Source organism: Vreelandella halophila, from assembly GCF_009856365.1.
GTDB lineage: Bacteria > Pseudomonadota > Gammaproteobacteria > Pseudomonadales > Oleiphilaceae > Halospina > Halospina utahensis_B.
The window spans coordinates 82,526-102,921 of the sequence record NZ_WMEX01000004.1; the positions used below are offsets into that span (position 1 = coordinate 82,526).

Below are 20,396 nucleotides of genomic sequence, written 5' to 3' on the forward strand. Positions count from 1 at the left end.
CGAAGTGTGCATTCCCGGGGGCTGCCCAGGGCGTCAGCGGGTGAGTTCCTCGGCCCGGGCATTATTTCCGGCTTCCCGGTGCACGGCAGCAAGATGCTCCCGGATCTCCGCGGCCTCGGGCGCCAGCTCATGGGCGGATTCCAGGATCTCGATACTCCGCTCAAGATCCCCGTTGCGGAAGAGTATCCAGCCGTAGGTATCCACAATGGAGGCGGCTTCCGGATTGGCATTATAGGCTTTTTCCGCCAGTTCCAGTGCCCGCTCCGGTTCGTCCTCATGAAGGAGCCAGGCAAGGTTGTTCAGGGCAACGGCGTTCTCGGGCGCCAGCTGCAGGGTCCGTTCGTAGGCGCTACGCGCCGCTTCCCGGTTGCCGGTACTCTGCTCCAGCATTGCCAGTTCGAGGTACAGCCTTGAGGACTGGGGGAACTTTTCGGTGGCTGCCTCAAGCACCTCAATGGCACGGCGACCGCGCTCCGCCTCACGCAGCACGCGCACCTGGCGTGCGACAGTCTGAGGCGAATCGGATTTGTCCCGGGCGAGCTGGTACAGGTCCGCTGCCTGGGAGTAGTTGCCCTCGCTGGCCATATAGTCCGCCTCCAGCAGGAAGGGCCGGGGAGAGCCGGGGTGCTGGGTCTTTATCGAGCGGAGAATGTCCCGGGCATCCGAGGCACGCTCCGCCTCAAACTGAAGCCGTGCCTCAAACAGCGCAAGTCCTTCATGTTCCGTATAGCGCTGGCGGCCCTGGCGCACGAGTTCCCGGGTGCGGCCGTCATTGCCACGGTCGGCGGTGGTGCGGGCAGCAGCGAGATAGGCGCCTGCAATCACAGAGACCTTCTGGCCGCTGTCATCGAGCCGGTTCTCGATGGCGGCAACCAGCTCGGAGGCCCGTTCATCATCACCACTTTCCAGTGCCACTTGCAGCAGATAGCGATGGGGGGCTGTTGCTGAATCACTTTCGTCGGCCACGCGGGCAAGAAAATCCCGCGTGGCGTCTTCAGCATCGTGATTCGCGGCAACGGACACAAGATCCCGAAGGTAGCGTGGGCTGTCCGGGGCGAGCTCAACAGCCCGACGCAGGTGCTCCAGGGCAGGCTTCGCGTTGCCATCCCGGGCATGGAGTGCACCCAGGGCATGGTGGCTGGCGGGAGACTCATCCATTCCGATGGCCTCCTGATAATGTTGCCGCGCCGCGTCCGAATCCCCGCGGAGCTGTGCTATGTCGCCAGCCAGGTTTTGGGCAAGGACACTGTCAGGCTGATCACCGCGCCACTGGTCCACTACCTTCCGGGCGGCTTCGTGCTCGCCTTGCTCAGCCAGGAAGCGGGCAAGAAACGCCCGTGGCTGTTCCGCATCCGGTGCGCGCTCAATGGCGGTTTCAAGCTGTGTCCGCGCCTCCTGATTGTTGCCCTCGGAGGCGAGGTATCGGGCAAACCGTACCCGCAGGTCGGTGTTGTCCGGCGCCATCGCCAGGGATTGCTCAATCATGGCACGACCGAGCTGGTCCTCACCGCTGCTGAGCGCGGCGACGCCGATCAGTGCGACCACTCCGGGGTCGTTGCCTTCGGGATCCAGCTCCTCCAGCATCCGGCGCGCTTCTTCAGGACGCTGGAGCTGGATCCGGGCCGCGGCCAGCATCTTGGTAAGCTCACCGGAGTCCACCTTATCCTGGTATTCCGACAGAAGTGACTCGGCATCATCCATACGACCCTGCTGGAACCGGATGATGCCCAGCAGGATGCCGGCGTCGTCATGACCTGGTGCCTGAGCAAGTACCTCCTCAAGATGGCCGGCAGCAATGGAAAGGTTACCCTCACCATAGGCCTCGCGGGCAGCCCGCATACCAGACCGGATGGTTCCCGGAGCGGAATTCGCCAGCATTTCCTCGTAGACGAATGCCTGGGAGGCATTGCCGTTCTCACGCAGCACGTCGATCAGCAGGGAAATGGTTTCGTATTTGCGACGGGTCATCACATCGTAACGTCCGATGCCCTCAAGGGCCTGGGTGTAGGCTTCCGCAGCCTCCTCGAACCGGCCTTCCTGATGGGCGATGCGGGCGCGCCAGAGCCACACCTCGGAGTCATCGGCGTCCTGCTCCCTGGCGGCTGCCAGATGTTCCCGGGCGGCCTCTTTATCACCCTGCTGCCAGGCGAGCCGGGAAAACCCCAGATGGGCCATGATGGCGCCCGGGTTGGTATCCAGGGCCCGCTTGTACGCTTTGCGGGCGGCGTCGGCATCACCCGCCTGACGGTGGGCATCGCCAGCGAGCCGGTGCGCGGTAATCTGCTGGTTGCGCTCAGGCTCCCGGAGGGAATCGAGAGCCTCAATAGCACCGTCCCAGTCCTCGCGGATCAATCGTGCCTGGGCGCGGGCGAGCGCCATGCGGTTGAGGTGATCCCGGTTCTCTGGGTCTTCCGTATCAATCCTTTCAGCGAGCTCATCAAGCTGGCGTTCCGCGGTGTCTCCATCCCCCGCAGTAATCAGGTTTCTGATGACCAGGAACCAGGGCTCGAACTGGTCCGGCTTCAGCTCCATAGCATTGCGGGCCTCCTGGGTGCTGGCCTGGAGCTCACCCTGTTCGCGGAAGAACTGCGCCTGATCCATATGACTCAGAAACTCGACTTCCTCCTGGCTCATCTGGTCGTCGTTGCTGCAACCGGCCAGAAGAGCCAGAAGCAGGGCCAGCGGAAGCCATGGCTGGATAGATTTCATTGGACCCCCTGAGCGACCGAAGTCGCGATGCTGTACTTGTCGGTGAGGTTATAGAGTGTTGGTCGCGTAACGCCCAGAAGCCGTGCTGCCTGCGCCATGTTGTAGTCGGCGCACAGCAGTGCCTGGGTAATGGCGCGCCGCTCCGCCTCCTCACGGACCTGGCGCAGGTTCAGGGCGGAACCGGTGCTGTCGTCCGCGGCGTCGAGCTCCAGATCAGCGGCTGTGATGCGCTTACCTTCGGCCATGATGGTGGCGCGCTTGACCTTGTTGATCATCTCACGGACGTTGCCTGGCCAGTTATAGGCCCGCACTGCGCGCAGCGCATCTTCCGAGAAGGTCAGGGTGGTCCGGTTCATCTGGCCAGCAAACTCCCTGAGAAGGGACTGGGCGATCAGAACAGCATCGCCTTCACGTGCCCTCAAGGGGGGAACTGGTACGGTGATCTCGCTCAGGCGGTAATAGAGATCCTCACGGAACTGCTGATTGCGGATCAGGGTCTCAAGATCCTGATGAGTGGCGGCCACCACCCGCACATCCACCGGGATGGAACGCACGCCACCAACACGCTCGATGACCCGCTCCTGCAGGAAGCGCAGCATCTTGACCTGCAGCGACAGCGGCATATCGCCAATCTCGTCCAGGAAGAGCGTGCCACCGTGTGCCATCTCCACCTTTCCCTGTTTACTCTGGCTGGCACCTGTGAAGGCGCCTTTCTCATGGCCGAACAGCTCGCTTTCGAGCAGGTTCTCCGGGATGGCCGCGCAGTTGATGGCCGCAAAGGGCTTGTTGAGCCGGGGGCTGAGATCGTGCAGTGCACGTGCCAGCACCTCTTTGCCGGTTCCGGTTTCACCGGTGATGAGTGTGGTCACGTCCGCAGGTGCGATCTTCTCGATCGTTCGGCAGGTGGCGATCATCTGAGGGCTTGAAGCAATAATGCCCTTGAGGCGGGCGCCATTATGACCAACAGCCAGCCGTTCGTTCTCCCGCTCAAGTTCGTGGAGGCGGAAAGCGCGGCTGACGACAAAGTTGAGGATATCGCTGTCCAGCGGCTTCTGATAGAAGTCCGCGGCGCCCATGCCCACGGCTCTCACCGCGTTCTCACGGTCTTCGCGCCCGGTTACGACAATAACCTTGGTGGCAGGTGCCAGGCCAAGGATATCCTCTAGAAGACGGAAGCCTTCGCTGGCGCCACCGGGATCCGGTGGCAGTCCCAGATCCAGAGTCACAACCTGCGGTTCACATCGGCGAAGGGCGGCCATGGCCTCCTCGCGGTCCTCTGCGACGGTGACCTCGGTACTTCCGTCAAAACACCACCGCATCTGGCTCTGCAGGCCAGGGTCATCTTCTATGATGAGCAGACGACGTGCTTCGGCATTTCCCTGCATGGATTTTCCTTACTGCGGTCAGCGCGATCAGCGCCCCTCAGGCTGAGCGTATGCTTTCTGCCTGCTGATGCCAATAGTGAATGATCATTAACGTGATTTCTGCAGCATTTAGGGCTCTGAATGGGCATCAGGCGAGGCCAGGGGCAGCCGGATGGTGAAGCAGGAGCCCACTCCGGGTTCGCTGGTGACGTCCATGGCGCCCCCGATCTGTTTGACGTATTCCTGGGCCTGGTAGGCCCCGATACCCATTCCGGTCAGGCCCTTGGTGCTCTGGAAAGGACGGAAGAGCGAGTCCCTGATAAAGGTTTCACTCATGCCGTCGCCGGTATCCTGCACAAACAGCACCGCGGCCCCGCTGCCCGCCTTGAGGGTGAGGCTCACTTCGCCGTCCCGGCGCGTCGCATCCTGGGCGTTCTGCACCAGATGGGAGAGTACGTTCTGCAGCTGCTGTGGATCGGCCCGGACAATCACATTGGATAAGGGACCCTCATAGACCGGCGCGGGTTCCTGGTTACCGCGCTGATCCACCACCTGCTGAGCGAGGGCGGCAACATCCAGTTCGGTTTCCCGTTCCGCGGTTTCCGGTTGACGGATGTGTTCGACAAGTCGCGACATCTTATTTACGGCGTGATCGGTGGTGGCGATCATGTCATCGATGAACTGGGGGTTGTCGCGGTGTTTGGGGGCGTTGCTGACCAGCAGGGAAAGTTGGGCGATCAGTGTCTTGAGGTCGTGCACCATGAACGCGGAAGCCTTGTTGACGGCCTCGAACTGCAGCGCTCTGGAAAGGCGGCTCTGGGCGTCCGCCTGGGCGAGGAAGTTGCTCAGCTGGCGGCCCACCACGCGGATCAGGTCGAAATTCTCCCAGTTGAGCTCAACCCGGGTATAGGGAGAGCCAACGAGGGCGATGCCATAGAGCTCCCGCCCGAGGTAGAGAGGAATGATGAGCCACTGGTCGTTGAAACCGAGAATGGCATCGGGAATCTCGAGCAGGTTGTAGCGCACGGGATCGACGGAGTATTCGTCCATGTCCAGGATCCATTCACGCTCGCGAAAGAATGCCGTCAGTTCCGCATCTCCGTCGATCTGTGTGTGTTTGGGCGGCACCAGCCCCACGGATGCCTGGAATGAGAAATGGCCTTCATCGTCCCGCAGCCACAGGGCTCCGGTGCGACTTTCGACAAGTCCGGCAAGGGTGCGGATGGCCCGTTCCGGCAAGGGGGGGTCCTCGTTGAGGTTGCTGAAGGTCTCGGTCATCTTCAGCCACTCGTCGCGGTAATCGTACTTGTAGTCAAAGAAATTCTGGCTGACGAACATCATGACCCGTGCCCGGAACCAGCTGGAGGCCATCAGCAGCACAAACAGGAGCACGAAGGCAGCGATGAACACCACCTGCAGGCCTTCCCCCCACTCCCCCCCGGCAAGCCGGACATAGTAGCCCCCGATCGCGACGATCAGCAGATAGATGCCCGCGAAGACCAGCGTGCCGGCGTGAAAGACAAAGGTGCGTGACAGCTGCAGCTGGACGGGCTGACGCCGGGCGTTGATCAGGTTGACGGCGAAAAGGGGCGTCAGCAGGGCGTTGACCGCGCCACGGGCGTCCCAGAGTCCGCTGGCCATACGGTTGAAGAGCAGTGCATCCGCATAGAGAAGGAATTCATAGAGGAAAACGCCAGTGATGCCGAAGCACAGATAGCGGATACTGGAACGCCCATAGGCCGAGGCATTGCGCCAGATCTGTTCCAGCACGCTGATTCCCAGCAGCGAAATGGCAAGCTGTGCGAACAGCATCGCCCGCGCTGACAGCAGGTTTATATCCAGTGCCCATCCTGTCAGGGCGGAAACGATGAGGACGGCCAGAATCGTGAGCAGAGCACCACTGGCAAACAGCAACAGCCGGCGGGAGAACAGGCTGTGATCCCGGGCATCGCGGATCAGCGCGAAGAGCACCAGGATCCAGGCGCTGTTACGGGCGAGTTCGATAACATAGCGCAGGGCGAATTCGGGCCAGCCCCAAAGGGTCTGCGCCACGATAGCAATGGCCCAGAGTGCGGTTAGGCTCGCGGCCAGAAACAGGGCCCTGTCGGTACCCCGACGCAGGTAGCGGCAGGCGGTAAAGCCTGCGAGGACACTATAGACCACCGCCGCCGCAAGGTGGCTGACAACACCGAACTCCAGCAACTGTTACTCCCTTTGCTCATTCGGAGTCGCGGGCGTTCAGGACTGGTACCGAAGCTCGCGATAGTAACGGAAAATCGTCTCCAGGCGGCGTTCCGGCTCGAACTGGAAACGCTGGGCGAACTGGCGACCATCAATAATGACAGGATACTTGAAAAAATCCATCAGATAGGGTGGGAAACGTCTCATATTGAGAGCCCGAAGCAGGGTGCGGGGCAGCATCGGGGGGATGGAGGGAACGGGAATCGGCCGACAGCCGCAGGCCTCCAGTGCATCGCGGTAGTCCACCCAGTCCTGGGGTGCGACATTGAAGATGCCCGTGTGCGGCTGGCGGTAGGCCGTTTCGATCGCGCGAGCCATGTCCTCGCTGTGGATGAACTGCATCATGGGCGAGAAACCGGCCATGACCGGCGCATTGTGCGAGGCCAGGAGATTGCTGATGGTGTTGCGCACACCTGGGCCCACGATGTTGCACGGCCGCAGGATGGTGATGTTGAGATCCGGGTTCCGCCAGAGATAGATGGTGGCCAGGTTCTCCAGCTCCACGGAATCCACCAGATCCATGCTCAGCCCGGCGCTCTTGAGTGGGTAGGATTCGTCGATCAGTGCGGGATTGAACGCATTGGCACCGTAGACATGATAGGTGGACAGGACGATGACCCGGCGTACGCCATAGCGGTCACTGAGCGACAGCAGCCGGTCGGTGCCCAGCACATTGGCGTTGTAGCGGCTCATCCGGGTCCCCTGGCTGGACATGATGCGACCGAGGTGGACAACGCCGTCAAAGCGGTAGCGCCGGAATAGATCCTCGAAACCACGTTTCTGGAAGTCCACCCGGTAACTGGCGACGTCGGGGCCGAGCCAGACCTCCTCGCGGAAGTCCACGGCAACGATCCGGTAATCCGCCCGCAGGCGCTGTATGACCTGCTGGGCCAGGGCACCGCCGGCACCGGTAACCAGCAGGGTGGGCCTGTTCTCCGCTGAACCGCTCAAAACACCCGCTCCCGTTCGCTCAGGCCCTGGTCGATCAGATCACTGATGGCACTGCGGACCCTGTCCACATGCCGTGCCATGGTCTCTTCGGTCATTTCCGGGTCCGGCTGGAAGTGCATGGGTTCGCCGAAGCGCAGCAGCACCCGGCTCGGGAGAACCACAGGTGCGGCGACGGGCACATAGGGGACACCGAGCCAGCGTGCCAGAGGACGGACGTTACCGAACGCCGGCATGGTTTCCTCACAGCCCACAACCCCGACAGGAACAACGGTGGCGTTGTGCTCCATCGCCAGACGCATGAAGCCGCTGCCAAAGCGCTTGAGCTGGTAGCGCTCGCGGTAGGGCTTGCCGGAGCCCCGGATGCCCTCCGGGAAGATGATCACCGCTTCGCCGTTTTCCAGCATGCGGGCGCAATTGGCAGGGTCACCGAGAACGGCCCCTACCTGGTTCAGCAGGTTGCCCAGCCAGGGCACGGTGGGGAAGAAGCGTTCGATCATGGCGCGGGGCAGGCGGGGGTTCCTCGCCCGGTTGGCGAGGGTGTACCCGATCATGAGGCCATCCAGGGGCAGCTGGCCGCTGTGGTTGGCCACCAGCAGTACTGGCCCTTCGTCCGGTACGCACTCTTCACCCCGGCTGTCCACCCGGAACCAGTAATCGTGGATGGGCCGGACCAGTGTCATACCGATCTTGGCGGCGTCCTCCTGAAAGCCCCAGGGATCATGGCCAAGGCTGCCGGTGACCTTGCGCATGCGATCCACCTGACGGTCGACCGCCTCGGGCACAATCCGTTTCTTCAGATACTGTCTCAGTTTCATGCCGGGCCCCGGGTTCAGGTATAATGGGATTCTCACAGAAAGCATGCGCCGGAGTCCAAGCCCATGGCGGAAAATAAAGACGAAGACCCCAGCACTGAAACCAGCCATGAACAGCAGCAGATGGCCGAGCGGATCAAGGATTCCGCCCGCCAGATCTGGCTGGCGGGGCTGGGAGCCTATACCAAGGCGGAGGAGGACGCAGGCCGGTTCTTCGAGCGTCTGGTCAAGGAGGGCGAGGACATTGAGGAACGCACCCGTGGGGTCGTCAACCGGCAGGTGAAAGCCGTTGAGGACAGTGTGGACGGAGTTCGGGAACGCGCTTCCGGTACCTGGAACCGGCTGGAATCCGTGTTTGACGAACGTGTTTCAAAGGCACTGGATCGGCTGGGTATTCCTGCGCCTGGACGGGTCCGTGACCTGGAGCATCAGGTACAGCACCTGCAGGACGAGGTGGAAAAGCTGCGCAGAGAGCTGGAACAGCAGCGCGGTGACTGAGCCCGCCTAGAGATAGTCCTCGCTCATCGCCTCCAGTGCCTCGCGCTCCTCGGCGCGCAGGTAGGGGGCGACCAGAACCATGACCTGGTAGACACCCCGCCCCAGATCCACCGAATCCTTCTGGTTCAGGTGTGACAGCATCTCGAAGCTCAGCCAGTAGGTCAGGGTCAGCACGATCTGGTGGCACAGCGCCTCCACTTCCCGGTCGCTTGCCGAGAGGATGCCCTGTTCACGGAAACTGGCGCAGATACGGCGCGTGGCCTGGTACTTCTGTTTCACAATGCGCTGGAAGCGCGGCTGCAGGACCGGGTAGCGGGAGAGGACATTGACCAGGTCCTGGTAGAGAAAGCGGTAGCGGGCGATGGTTTCGAACAGCAGATGCAGGAACAGCCACTGGTCGTCCACCGAGATTTCGACCTCCGGTACCGCAAGCAGCTCCTGGATCTCGTGTTCATAGCGGTCGTAGAGCTCGGTGACGATCTCACTCTTGCTCTTGAAGTGGTAATACAGGTTGCCCGGGCTGATGTCGATCTCGTCAGCGATCTGCAGCGTGGTCACGTTGGACTCCCCGTCCGCGTTGAACAGCTCAAGGCTGGCGTCGAGGATCCGATCACGGGTCTTGCGCTTCATGCGGCCGCACCATCCCAGTGCTCGGTTTACCGGCGAAAGTCAGCCCATACCGGACAGTGGTCGGAGGGCTTGGTCATACTCCGGATACTGTAGGAAATACCACCGTCTGTCACGCGCTGGGCCAGGGCATCCGTCGCCAGGATCAGGTCGATCCGCAGGCCACGCTTGGGATCCCGCTCAAACCCACGGCTGCGGTAGTCAAACCAGCTGAAGTCGTCATCGGTCTCGGGGTAGAGATGGCGGTAGACATCGTTCAGCCCCCAGCTCTTGACCTGCTGCAGCCATTCCCGTTCTTCCGGCAGGAAGGAGCACTTGCCTTCGCGCAGCCAGCGCTTGCGGTTGTCCTCACCAATGCCCACATCAAGATCGGTGGAGGAGATATTGAGATCCCCCATCACCATCAGCGGGTGTTCGGGTGAATACTGCTCCCGCAGCAGGCGCTGGAGATCCTGGTAGAACCGCTCCTTGGCGGGGAACTTGGTGGGGTGATCCCGGCTTTCCCCCTGTGGGAAATAGCCATTGATGACCGTCACTGTTTCATCCCCCACCGGAATGTCCGCCGTGATCAGCCGGCGCTGGGCATCGTCGTCGTCCCACGGGTAGCCACGCTGGACACGTACCGGCTCGTTCCGGCTCATCAGCGCCACACCGTAGTGGCCTTTCTGGCCGAACCAGTTCACGTGATACCCCAGCTGTTCCACCTCCGCGGCGGGAAACTGGTCATCCGCAACCTTTGTTTCCTGAAGCCCGATCACATCGGGCTGGTAATCGTTCACGAGCTGCTCGAGCTGGTGCATCCGTGCGCGGATGCCATTCACGTTAAAGGTAACGAAGCGCATGAGGTCCGGGTCTTTCTGCATGTGTGCGAAGTCGGTGTACAACGGCGCCATACCCTACCACAGCTCGACCACGGGTGCAGGGGCTCAGTGGCAGCCGGGCGTGTTTTCATGCTCATAGCGGATGTGCGCCCTGTGATTGTCCTCGGGATTGCGAAGAATGTTGGTGAGCCCATGGAAATCAGTGAGCTGGCGCTTATCGTTGAAGGCAAGGTGAAGGGGGTCCACGAACCAGCTGGAGACCCAGCCCGCCACGCTGATGCGGAACACATGCTCCCCATCCAGGGCCTTCATTTGTGCGGGTTCGGCATCGAAAGCGTAGAACTTGCCCCTGGTGGGAACCAGGAACTGGATGCGGACATCCTCACCGTCCTCGACCAGGGTTTCCCAGTTCTGGCGCACCATAACCTCAAATCCGGCGTCGATCACGCCATTATCCGGGGCCTTGATGCGATAGCTGGACTCGTCTCCGCTGCTGGCACGGTAGCGGATCCGCACCCGTCCATTTTCCGGGTTGCGAACCTGCATGCGCTCACCGAAGCGCTGATCTTCCAGCGTGAAGCTCGGACGCGAGGGGGTATCACCATAATCCAGGGTTTTCTGGGCGATGATGTCACCCTCCGGGTCGCGGTAGGTCACTTGGTGTTCACGGGGCGCCCAGAACCCATTACGGCATTCGCCGGTCTGACGGTGCTGCTCGGTATAGACGATTTTCCCGGAATCAAGGGATTCGGCGCTACCGCTGAAGCGGATTTCCTTCTCCGCCGATGCCGTGATCGTGATCCCGGCCAGCAGCAATCCGGCCAGAAAGCGGTTACCAGCGTTGTTCATAGAGAGGCACTTCCTCAATGGATTCCAGCCACTGGCTGATACGCACCAGCACAGGGTATATCAGCCCCCAGCCAACGCCGATGGCCACGATGCCCCAGAGGCCGTAACCGATCTCGATGGTGCCGACGCTTTCAGCCGCAGCGTAAGCGAGAGCGCCCGCGAACGGTGGCAGACCAAAGAGTACCAGCCGGTAATGACGCATCCAGTAGAGGCAGTGGTTCACGGCGGTGGCAAAAACCGCCCAAAGCATGACCAGCCATACCGGAATCATGCCGCTGGCATAGGCGCCTTCGTGGCCGGGGAAGCTGAGAATGCCGAGGTTCTGGTGGAGAACATCCAATACGCTGCCGAGCACGGTGGCCATGAGGATGAAGCGGAATTCGCGCTGCGGAAAGGCGCTGATGAACATCAGGTGAGCAGCGACCACGGCCACGCCGGCGAGAGCCGCCAGCTGGCCGGGATACAGCACGGCCACGAACCACCCGAGCTGGAAGAGGATGAAGTTCGCGAGACTGCGCATGCTCAGGTTCTCCCATCGGTGAGGTCGCCGGCGGCCACGATGCAGGAGCGGCGGTTGTCTGGCTTGCCCATCAGCAGCTGGATGTTGCCGATGCGCCGCTCCGCGAATCCAGCCTCGCAATAGGCGAAGTAGTACCGCCACAGGCGGATGAACGCGTCAGAGTACCCGAGGCTGCGGATGGCGTCACGGTTGGCCTCAAAGCGCTCCCGCCAGCAGGCGAGGGTGCGTGCGTAATGCAGGCCAATGTCCTCTGCATGGCTGAAGACCAGGTCCGAGTGGTCCCGTACTGCGCCCAGTATGGCGCCCAGCGATGGGATGAAGCTGCCCGGGAAAATGTAGCGCTGGATGAAGTCCACGTTCTTCAGGGCACGCTCGTATCGCTGCTCAGGGAGTGTGATTGCCTGGATCAGGGCGAGGCCGTCCGGTTTGAGCAGCGCGCTGAGCTGTTCCATGTATTCGCCAAGAAACTGCGGCCCCACCGCCTCGATCATTTCGATGGAGACGAGTTTATCGTAGGTCCCTTCAAGGTTGCGGTAATCCTCGTAGAGCAGCGTTATGCGGTTATCCAGACCCTGAGCCGCAATCTGTTCCCGGGCCCATTCGTACTGCTGGGCGGAGATCGTTGTGGTGGTCACATGGCAGCCATAGTGCTGTGCCGCGTGGAGGGCGAAACCGCCCCAGCCGGTGCCGATTTCCACCACCTGGTCCCCTGGGCGCAGATCCAGCTTCTGGCAGATCCGGTCCAGCTTGTAGCGGGAGGCCTCTTCCAGAGTACTTTCCGCAGAGGGGAAGATGGCGGCGGAGTACATCATGGTTGGGTCGAGGAAGCGCTCGAAGAGGTCATTGCCGAGGTCGTAGTGTGCCTCGATGTTCTTGCGCGCGCCGGTGCGTGTGTTGCGGTTGAGCCAGTGGAGGGAGCGCCGGGCCGGCCGGGTTACCCAGGAGACCCGGTCCTCGAACCCGTTCATGCGGTCGTTGTTACGGGCAAAGAAGCGCAGAAGACCCGTCAGGTCGGGGGAGTCCCAATCTCCGGCCACATAGGCCTCGGCGGCGCCGATGCTGCCACCGGAGACCATGTCCCGCCAGGCGGAGGCGTCGTGTACGGTCAACTGCACCGGATGGTGTAGACCGTCGTCGCTGCCGAACCAGCTCTCACGGTCGCCTTCAACCACGCGCAGCTGACCCTGTTCGAGATTGCGCAGCGTTGCCGTAACCAGGACGCGAGCCCAGTGATCGACGGGCGCCAGTGATGAGCGCGGTGCTGTTATTTTCAGGTTTTCCATGATGTTACCGTTCCAAACTGATCCGATGATGCATTGGCTGGCACGCCCAGTGCCGGTTCCAGATTGCTGGCGGAGGCACCCTCCCACTGGGGGTGATCGTGGAAGACCGCCCCCTTACGCCAGAGCCGGAGGGCGTTGAGGTGAATGCCAAGGCTGGCTTTCAGGGTCTCCGCCGGGAAGCGCCGCAGCGCACGTCCCGCCACTTCCGGGGTGAGGGGCTGACGGTCGGTGGCCAGTGTGGCATCGAAGACCCGGCCCTCATGGCCACGTACCGTCATGTGCACACGCAGCGCTTCGGGATGGAACCCGAACAGCCATTCGTAATCCTGTTCCATGGGGTTGAAGGGTGAGACATGGAACTGCTTGGCGAAACGGTAGCGACGGCTCTGCCACCCGTTACCTGTTTCCGTGATACTGCCGCCCGAAAGCACGTAGCTGTGGCGTTGCTCCCAGGGCGTATTGGTGATCTGGGCCAGTATGGCCTCGGGCACCGGGTTCCTCTGGGCGTCCGCGTCCCGGGCGTAGCAGAAGTAGAAGCTCACCGGATTGAAGATCCAGCCCCAGTAACGCGGATGGGTGATGAGCTCGATCGGCCCGGTGGGGCGGTTGCCGGTGGCAATCTCAACATGACGGCGTACGGCCCCGTCCAGTGATCCGTTACCGGGCTGGAAATAGTCGCGGCGCCGGAACCAGACCCGGTTCGGGCGCCTTGTTGAAATGCCGGGGTTAAGACCCTCCAGCCTGTCCCATTCGTCCAGGCGCACGGCGTACATCCCCATGGGATACTCAAAGTCATGCCTTACCGGCATCATTCGCCGGTGGCGGATGCTGCCTTCGAGAAATCCGCTCTTGAGAGGCTCAGCACTCATTCCAGTGTTTCTCCCAGTGCTTCACAAACGCGCAGGGCGCTGCGCACGCCATCCTCGTGGAACCCGTTGAACCAATAGGCACCACAATAATGAGTACGATGGTGGCCCCCGATCCGTTCATAGCGGCTTTGGGCATTGATGCCCTCCAGGGTGAAGCGCGGGTGCGAATAGCTGAACCGCTTGATGATGCGGGAGGGGTCAATGGCATGCGTGCGGTTCAGCGTCACGCAGAAAGTCTCTGGGGCGTCGCGGAAATTCTGCAGGATGTTCATGTTGTAGGTGACGGAAACCGGCTCATCCGCCGACTCTGGCAGATGGTAGTTCCAGGCGGCCCAGGCACGGCGGCTGCGGGGCAGTACCGAGGGGTCTGTATGCAGGACCACGTCATTGGGCTGGTAGGGCAGTGCGCCCAGGATGGTGTTTTCCGCTTCCGTGGCGTCCGACAGCATAGCCAGTGCCTGATCGGCATGGCTGGCGATAATGACCTGGTCAAAACGTTCATTGCCGCGCCTCGAGGTCAGTGTGACCCCTTCCGCGTCCCGGGTGACGGTATTAACCGGCGTATTGGTGTAAACTCGTTGCCCCAGGGGCGCGGTCATCGCCGGGATATAGGCCTCGGAGCCGCCCTGGATGACCCGCCATTCAGGCCTGTCGGAGACGGACAGCATGCCGTGGTTGTTAAAGAACCGCAGGAAGAAACGCACCGGGAAACGGTCCATATCGCTCTCCGAAGCGGACCAGATCGCGGCTCCCATGGGAATGATGTAATGCTGCCGGAAATACCGCGAAAACCCATGGCGCTGCAGGTAATGACCCAGTGTTTCCGTCTCTGCGATCCGGTCGTTGGCCAGGTCGTCCCGGGTAAGACGGTTGAAGCGCAGGATTTCGCCGACCATTCCCAGGAACCATGGATTGACCAGATTGCGGCGCTGGGCAAACAGCGCGTTCAGGCTGGTGCCGTTGTACTCGAGACCCGTGGCGCCTCCGTGCACGCTGAAGCTCATGGTCGAGGTTTCCGAGGCAATGCCCAGCTGATCCATGATCCGGATGAACCCCGGGTAAGTCCAGTCGTTGTAGACGATGAAGCCGGTATTCACCGGCCAGCTCCGGCCGTCGGCCTCAACGTGTTCGGTGTTGGTGTGGCCACCCAGTTGATGCTCGGCCTCGTAGAGATGAACCTCGTGCCGGCGGCTCAACAGCCAGGCGCAGACAAGTCCCGAGATGCCACTGCCGATGACGGCAATTCGCTGTGGTTCAGTCATGGAAGTGATCAGTCGTTTGATTCCTTGGCGTTACGGGACATGGCCGCCGCCATACGGTCCCGCAGTGACCGTGGCAGACAGGCGAACAGCTTGAGCATCAGCGTGAACCGTCTGGGGAAGTGGATATCCGGCCTGTGTCGCGTCAGGTCCCGAACCATGATGCGCGCGGCATCCTCCGCCTCCATCAGGAAGGGCATCGAGAAATCATTCTGATCGGTAAGCGGTGTGCGCACGAATCCGGGGGAGATCAGTGACACGTCGATCCCTTCTCCCGCCAGGTCAGCGCGCAGCGATTCCGCAAGGTAGGCCAGGCCCGCCTTGGAGGCGCCATAGGCTTCCGCACGGGTGAACGGGAACCACCAGGCGGAGGAGCCGACCACTGCCAGCAGGGGGTGGCGCTCCCGGTTCCGGCTGGTCCGGAGTACCGGCAGAACGGCCTCAATCGCCCGGGCTGTGCCGACAATGTTGGTGTTGACCACCCGGGAGACCAACTCCGCGTCGAAATCCGACACATCCATGTATTCACAGGTGCCCGCGTTGAGAATGGCCCAGTCAATGGGCGCCATGGCGTGCAGCTGTTCGCGGAAGTAGCGGCAGTCCTGGGGGCTGGTCACGTCTCCCGCCAGGGGGGTGACCGCGTTACCGTATTCAGCCACGATCTCATTGAGCCTGTCGCGGTTGCGCCCGGTTGCAATGACCCGGTGCCCCTGACGGACAAGTTCGGCGAGAACCGCCAGCCCGATGCCCGAAGTAGCGCCGGTGAGCCACACCGTCAGATTGGTGGTGTTGTGCTCGTTGCTCATACCGCTCTACTCCTGATCCACTGAATGATCCGGCCGAGCACCGGAATGTTCTCGTAGAGAAGCTCGCCCGCGTCGTAGTAGTCGCGGTGGAAGACGATCAGATCATCCTGCCCCTTCAGGAGGCTCACCCCTTCGACGATGAAAGACCGGCCATGGGCCAGTTTGGGGTGCTCCAGCGTCATACTCCAGGGCAGCATGACGCTGTGGGCATTGCTTGCCGGCTCACCGAAATCGAACTCACAGCTGGTGACATTGACATAGGCCGAGCGCAGATACTGCGCCAGTGATTCCGTACCCCGGCGCTCCACCAGTGGGTCCCGAAACAGGACTCGGTCGTGGTAGCACTCCTCCATCAGGGCCTCAATGTCCGGAGGTGCACGATTGAACAGCGACTGGAAGCGCGCGACCTGTTTACTGCTCAGCGTCATGGCCATGCCTCTGTCGATCCCTTTCCAGGGTCTCCTGATAAACCGCTTTGGGAATGGGTTTCAGGTTATGGATGATGCCGGCCTTTTCCATCAGCCAGAGCAGGTAGAAGGTGATGTCGATCTCCCACCAGCGAAAGCCCTGGCGTGCGGATGTCGGGCAGCGGTGGTGATTGTTGTGCCAGCCCTCGCCGAGGGTGAGCAGGGCCAGCCAGAAATTGTTGCGGCTGTCGTCAGAGGTCTCGAAGCGCCTCCGGCCCCATACGTGGGCCAGGGAATTGATGGAGACAGTGCCGTGGAAGACCGCCACGGTTGAGATGAAGAAGCCCCAGATCGTCAGCTGGGGGCCATTGGTGCCAAGGGCCGGAGCCCAGGCGGCCAGAGCCTCACCCAGCGCGTAGATGCCAACCACGCAGGCCAGCGGAACAATGGCGTCAAAACGGTTCAGGAACCGGAGCTCCGGGTAGCGGGCCCAATCCCCAACCCGGCGGTAATCAGTCAGGAAAGCCGCGTCACAGGTAAACCAGCCCACGTGGGACCACCAGAACCCCTGCTGCTCTGGGGAGTGGAGATCCTTGTCGGTATCCGAGTGCTGGTGATGATGGCGGTGATGGGCGGCCCACCAGAGTGGTCCACGCTGCACGGCGCTACTGCCGATCACCGCGAAGATGAACTGCCAGAAGCGGTTGGTACTGAAAGTCTTATGGGCAAAGTACCGGTGATAGAAGCCGGTTATCGCGAACATGCGCAGCACGAAGAAACCGATGGCGAACCAGACGGCAAAGGGACTCACGCCGACCCAGATCACCCCCAGGCATGCCAGGTGCAGGCCAATGAAGGGGATGATCCGGATCCAGTTGAGCCGGGTGCTGCTGGCATCAATGTGTTCAGCGCCCGCTTCGGAGTCGAACCACCTGAGGAAGCTGTAAAGGAGATTGCGTGCCTGTGCCATGATATTCCGACCTTGGGATTCTGTAACCGCTATTGCGCTGATGCGACCATCATACAACGACCTATACGCCGGTGTAGTAGGGGCGGATCAAAAACGCGGCTGGGGGGGTGGGGCAATAGGGGAGATTGGGAGAATCAATCATGCCCGTAGAGGCTCGGGCAGTCTGTAGAAATGGACGATGGTGCTGTCAGCGAACTTCTGGAAGAAGGTGGACATGTCCGTAATGCGCTCCAGATGGCGCTTACCGGTCACCGCGTCGCGCGCAAGGACCTGAATGCCGTCGAAGTGGTCGCGAATGTGGGAGAAACGGGCATGCATGGTGCAGGTCACAATCTCCTGAACCGGGGCCTCAAGGGCACTGGAGAGGTAGTGACGGTGGGCCTCAATGGCCTCGGGATCCAGCCCCTCCCGGGTGTCGACGTGCTTCAGACGGACCCGGTCCACCACACAGCGCGAACAGCTGGCCGGGTTGGCGCGGGCCTTGCGCCGGAAAGCTTCCCAGAAAAAAGTGTCCGTAATGTCCGCGAAGTTACGGATGTCGCCAAGGCACTTGTCCACCCAATCAAGTACGTCCCTGTCCTCAAGCACTTCGTTGATTGCTTCCCGCAGCAGCCAGTCAAAGCCCAGCGCCGTCTTGTGGGCATAGACCTTGCGGTACATCTGGTAGCGGGAATAGACGAAGTCCTCGAGTGCCCCCAGCCCTTTCTGGGTGACAGCCAGTCCCAGCCAGGGGGAGTCCAGGCTCCAGCCGAAGCGCAGGTTGTTCAGCAGGTGATCCAGGTTGAAACCACCAATGGTCACCGAGGAATGGAAGCCGTCCCGCAGCATGTAGTCGGCGCGGTCGGCATCGATCTCGCCAGAGACCACCGAGGACAGCAGATCCATCACCAGGCGTGGGACCGCGCTCGTCTCAAGGGCGCCGGCGTGAGCGTCCGGGCCGGCGATAAAGGCCCAGAAGGTGTGGGCGTGCTGCTGGAAGCGTTCGCTGGGCGCGGGCTCGGTGGTCTCCATGACGCCGAGCACATCCTGGATCTCAATGCCGGAACGTCCCGGCAGGTCCATATCCGAGAGCACTTCCCAGGCAATGCGCACCGAGTAGTGCTCGTGCTCCAGTACATCTGGCAGTTCAGGATAGAAGGTGCTGGCATCGATGCCCGCCCAGAGCTGATCAAAGCGCCCCGGAGCCTGCATCAGCTGCTGGATGCGGTCGGCCTGGTTGAACTGGTGCGAGAAACTGGAATGACCACTGTCGTGGAGCAGGCAGGCCAGACGGATGACCTTGGCCATGTAGTCGATCGCATCCAGCTGCTCAAATGTCAGTTCGGGATGGCGGCTGAGCTGGCGTTCTCGCAGGTAGGCGTCCATCATGGCGCGGAACATCCGGTCACCCACGTGCATCACGCCAATACTGTGCAGGAAGCGTGAGTGGGTGGCGCCGGGAAACACCAGACTCAGAATGTCATTCTGGCAGATGTTGCGCAGGCGCTGGAAAAGACGGTGGTCAATGACATCCACCTCATGGCGGTGGAGCCGTATGCCACCATGGACAGGGTCCATGATCAGCTTGTCGTAGGCACCGAGCAGGTCATCCAGGGCACTTCGCGTCATCGGGCTTTCCGCTTGCCTAAGTTGCGCAACAGGGCCAGACTCTAGCACATCAGCCGCGCCCGCGTACCGCCGCGCCGGGGGGATATTCGCTGTCTTTGGGAGCGGTGCCCATGGCCACCCGCACGGAACACATTCTCATCATTGATCCGGAGGCTGACAGCCGCAATGAGCTGTGCCGCCACCTTCAGGTCCGTGGGTATTACGTGACCGCATGTGAAAGCCTGATGGAGGGGGTTGCCAGTCTGAGTGCGACACCACCGGATCTGATCTTTGCCGATCTGCCGGCTGCCCATATCAGCGATCTTGCGCGCGAGGCCACGAGCGGCGGCGTGGAGGCGCCCGTGATCGCACTGAGTAGTGCCAGCACAGCGGATGAAGTGGTTTCAGTCATGCGGGCAGGCGCCTCAGAAGTGGTGCTTAAGCCCCTGGATGACAAGAATGCCGTGGACGACGCGCTGGCCAAGCTTTTTGAACGGATACGGGTGGCCCGACTCAACGAGGTCTACCGTGAGGAACTGGAACGCAAGAATCTGAACCTGCGCGAGGGGATCTCCGAGCTGCGTGCGGACCAGAGTGCCGGGCGCAAGGTACAGATGAAGATGCTCCCCGACCCGGACCAGTCAATGGCCGGGGTACACATGACGCACTGCATCCAGCCATCGTTGTACCTCAGCGGTGATTTCCTGGATTACATGAAGCTTGATGAGCACCTGAGCCTGGTCTACATCGCCGATGTGTCCGGGCACGGGGCCAGCAGCGCCTTCGTAACGGTACTGCTCAAAAACCTCACCAACCGCCTCCAGCGCAATCTGCGGCGCGGCTCCAGTGAGGACATCCTGGATCCGGAGCGGTTCCTTCAGAGGGTCAACCATGAACTGCTGGAAACCGGTCTGGGTAAACACGTGACCCTCTTTGTGGGCCTGGTGGACACCCAGGCCCGTGAACTGCGTTACTCCGTGGGCGGCCACTTCCCCATGCCGATCCTCCTGGATGGGAATGGCGCACGCTTCCTTGAGGGCAGCGGCCTCCCTGTAGGGCTGTTCAACAAGCCGGACTGGGCCCATTACAGTGAGCGGCTGAACCCCGGCTTCCGGTTGATCCTGTTCTCGGACGGCATTCTTGAAGTGATCGATGCCCCCAGTCTGGACGAGAAGGAAAAACGGTTACTTGAACTCGTGCAATCTGGACGTCACACTGTCGAAAGACTCAGTGAGTCGTTACAGATCGAGGCAATGGACGAACTTCCCGATGACATTGCCATAGTGACGGTGACCGACGGACGTGCTGCTGATGAGTGATTGCAAGATTCTGCAGGCTCAGGAGCGGGGTATTTACGTACTCAAGTTCATCGGAGAAGTACGTCTCAATCTTTGCTCAACGCTGGACCAGATCATTGATGACATGTTCGGAAACCCAGAGTTCCGGACTGTGGTGGTGGATCTCACCGAGACGGAAGTGATCGACAGCACCACACTCGGGCTGCTGGCCAAAATCGCCATGGCCTCCGAGGAACGCAGCCACTTCCTGCCCACGCTGATCACCACCAACCCTGACGTCACCCGCATCATCCATTCCATGGGTTTCGACCGCATCTTCCTGATCGTGCGCGAACCGGCACGGGATCCCCAGGAACTCGAGGAGATTCCGCTCATGCGCGCCAGTGAGCAGGAAGTGCGGGACAAGGTCCTGGATGCGCACCGGACCCTGATGAGCATGAACCATCACAATCAGGAACAGTTCCAGAATCTGGTGCGTGCCCTGGAATGCGAAGCCCCCTGAACCCATCTGAACAAACCGAATAA

19 protein-coding genes are annotated in these 20,396 nt (G+C 61.4%); 3 read left to right on the forward strand and 16 right to left on the reverse strand.

Features of this window, described 5'->3' with window-relative positions:
* Positions 1-33: 33 nt before the first annotated feature.
* From GLW01_RS08045 to GLW01_RS08065, 5 genes are all read right to left on the reverse strand, one after another.
* The gene (locus GLW01_RS08045; RefSeq protein WP_160898736.1) at positions 34-2,709 is read right to left on the reverse strand and encodes a tetratricopeptide repeat protein; all 2,676 of its coding nucleotides are present in this window, start codon (positions 2,707-2,709) and stop codon (positions 34-36) included.
* Positions 2,706-4,094 (reverse strand): PEP-CTERM-box response regulator transcription factor, encoded by a 1,389-nt coding sequence (gene prsR, locus GLW01_RS08050; RefSeq protein ID WP_151439540.1) that lies wholly within the window; start codon positions 4,092-4,094, stop codon positions 2,706-2,708. The genes GLW01_RS08045 and prsR overlap by 4 nt, the downstream gene beginning before the upstream one ends.
* A 108-nt stretch (positions 4,095-4,202) precedes the next feature.
* Positions 4,203-6,275: an XrtA/PEP-CTERM system histidine kinase PrsK gene (prsK, locus tag GLW01_RS08055; protein WP_151439539.1), complete on the reverse strand. Its 2,073-nt coding sequence runs from the start codon at positions 6,273-6,275 to the stop codon at positions 4,203-4,205.
* Between the two features lie 36 nt (positions 6,276-6,311).
* A complete protein-coding gene (locus tag GLW01_RS08060; protein WP_151439538.1) occupies positions 6,312-7,265 on the reverse strand; it encodes an SDR family oxidoreductase in 954 nt (317 codons plus the stop codon).
* Positions 7,262-8,080 (reverse strand): lysophospholipid acyltransferase family protein, encoded by an 819-nt coding sequence (locus tag GLW01_RS08065; protein WP_160898737.1) that lies wholly within the window; start codon positions 8,078-8,080, stop codon positions 7,262-7,264. Before GLW01_RS08065 ends, GLW01_RS08060 begins: the two co-directional genes overlap by 4 nt.
* Before the next feature lie 63 nt (positions 8,081-8,143).
* On the opposite strand from GLW01_RS08065, the gene GLW01_RS08070 reads away from it, so the two are divergent.
* Positions 8,144-8,575: a phasin family protein gene (locus GLW01_RS08070; protein WP_151439536.1), complete on the forward strand. Its 432-nt coding sequence runs from the start codon at positions 8,144-8,146 to the stop codon at positions 8,573-8,575.
* Positions 8,576-8,581: 6 nt separating this feature from the next.
* Here the strand turns inward: GLW01_RS08070 and GLW01_RS08075 are convergent, their stop codons facing one another.
* The 11 genes from GLW01_RS08075 to GLW01_RS08125 form a co-directional block, all read right to left on the reverse strand.
* On the reverse strand, positions 8,582-9,205 hold the full coding sequence (locus GLW01_RS08075; protein ID WP_151439535.1) for a TetR/AcrR family transcriptional regulator: 624 nt from the start codon (positions 9,203-9,205) through the stop codon (positions 8,582-8,584).
* A gap of 26 nt (positions 9,206-9,231) precedes the next feature.
* On the reverse strand, positions 9,232-10,044 hold the full coding sequence (xthA, locus tag GLW01_RS08080) for an exodeoxyribonuclease III (protein ID WP_151439659.1): 813 nt from the start codon (positions 10,042-10,044) through the stop codon (positions 9,232-9,234).
* A gap of 84 nt (positions 10,045-10,128) precedes the next feature.
* Positions 10,129-10,872: a hypothetical protein gene (locus GLW01_RS08085; protein WP_160898738.1), complete on the reverse strand. Its 744-nt coding sequence runs from the start codon at positions 10,870-10,872 to the stop codon at positions 10,129-10,131.
* On the reverse strand, positions 10,856-11,392 hold the full coding sequence (locus tag GLW01_RS08090) for a DUF2878 domain-containing protein (RefSeq protein ID WP_151439533.1): 537 nt from the start codon (positions 11,390-11,392) through the stop codon (positions 10,856-10,858). The genes GLW01_RS08085 and GLW01_RS08090 overlap by 17 nt, the downstream gene beginning before the upstream one ends.
* A 2-nt stretch (positions 11,393-11,394) precedes the next feature.
* On the reverse strand, positions 11,395-12,675 hold the full coding sequence (locus tag GLW01_RS08095) for an SAM-dependent methyltransferase (protein WP_160898739.1): 1,281 nt from the start codon (positions 12,673-12,675) through the stop codon (positions 11,395-11,397).
* Entirely contained in the window at positions 12,663-13,544 is an 882-nt protein-coding gene (locus tag GLW01_RS08100) for a DUF1365 domain-containing protein (RefSeq protein WP_160898740.1), read from the reverse strand. The genes GLW01_RS08095 and GLW01_RS08100 overlap by 13 nt, the downstream gene beginning before the upstream one ends.
* Positions 13,541-14,806, reverse strand: coding sequence for an NAD(P)/FAD-dependent oxidoreductase (locus tag GLW01_RS08105; RefSeq protein WP_160898741.1), 1,266 nt, complete (start codon positions 14,804-14,806; stop codon positions 13,541-13,543). The genes GLW01_RS08100 and GLW01_RS08105 overlap by 4 nt, the downstream gene beginning before the upstream one ends.
* A gap of 8 nt (positions 14,807-14,814) precedes the next feature.
* Positions 14,815-15,609, reverse strand: a complete 795-nt coding sequence (locus GLW01_RS08110) for an SDR family NAD(P)-dependent oxidoreductase (RefSeq protein WP_151439529.1) — start codon at positions 15,607-15,609, stop codon at positions 14,815-14,817.
* Positions 15,606-16,037 (reverse strand): nuclear transport factor 2 family protein, encoded by a 432-nt coding sequence (locus GLW01_RS08115; protein WP_160898742.1) that lies wholly within the window; start codon positions 16,035-16,037, stop codon positions 15,606-15,608. The genes GLW01_RS08110 and GLW01_RS08115 overlap by 4 nt, the downstream gene beginning before the upstream one ends.
* Positions 16,021-16,986, reverse strand: a complete 966-nt coding sequence (locus GLW01_RS08120) for an acyl-CoA desaturase (protein ID WP_160898743.1) — start codon at positions 16,984-16,986, stop codon at positions 16,021-16,023. The genes GLW01_RS08115 and GLW01_RS08120 overlap by 17 nt, the downstream gene beginning before the upstream one ends.
* 138 nt (positions 16,987-17,124) lie before the next feature.
* Entirely contained in the window at positions 17,125-18,594 is a 1,470-nt protein-coding gene (locus GLW01_RS08125) for an HD domain-containing protein (protein ID WP_160898744.1), read from the reverse strand.
* Between the two features lie 110 nt (positions 18,595-18,704).
* On the opposite strand from GLW01_RS08125, the gene GLW01_RS08130 reads away from it, so the two are divergent.
* Positions 18,705-19,892 (forward strand): PP2C family protein-serine/threonine phosphatase, encoded by a 1,188-nt coding sequence (locus GLW01_RS08130; RefSeq protein WP_160898745.1) that lies wholly within the window; start codon positions 18,705-18,707, stop codon positions 19,890-19,892.
* Positions 19,885-20,373 carry an STAS domain-containing protein gene (locus GLW01_RS08135; protein WP_151439524.1) on the forward strand — a complete coding sequence of 163 codons (489 nt, stop codon included), beginning with the start codon at positions 19,885-19,887 and terminating at the stop codon, positions 20,371-20,373. Before GLW01_RS08130 ends, GLW01_RS08135 begins: the two co-directional genes overlap by 8 nt.
* The last annotated feature ends 23 nt before the right edge of the window (positions 20,374-20,396 follow it).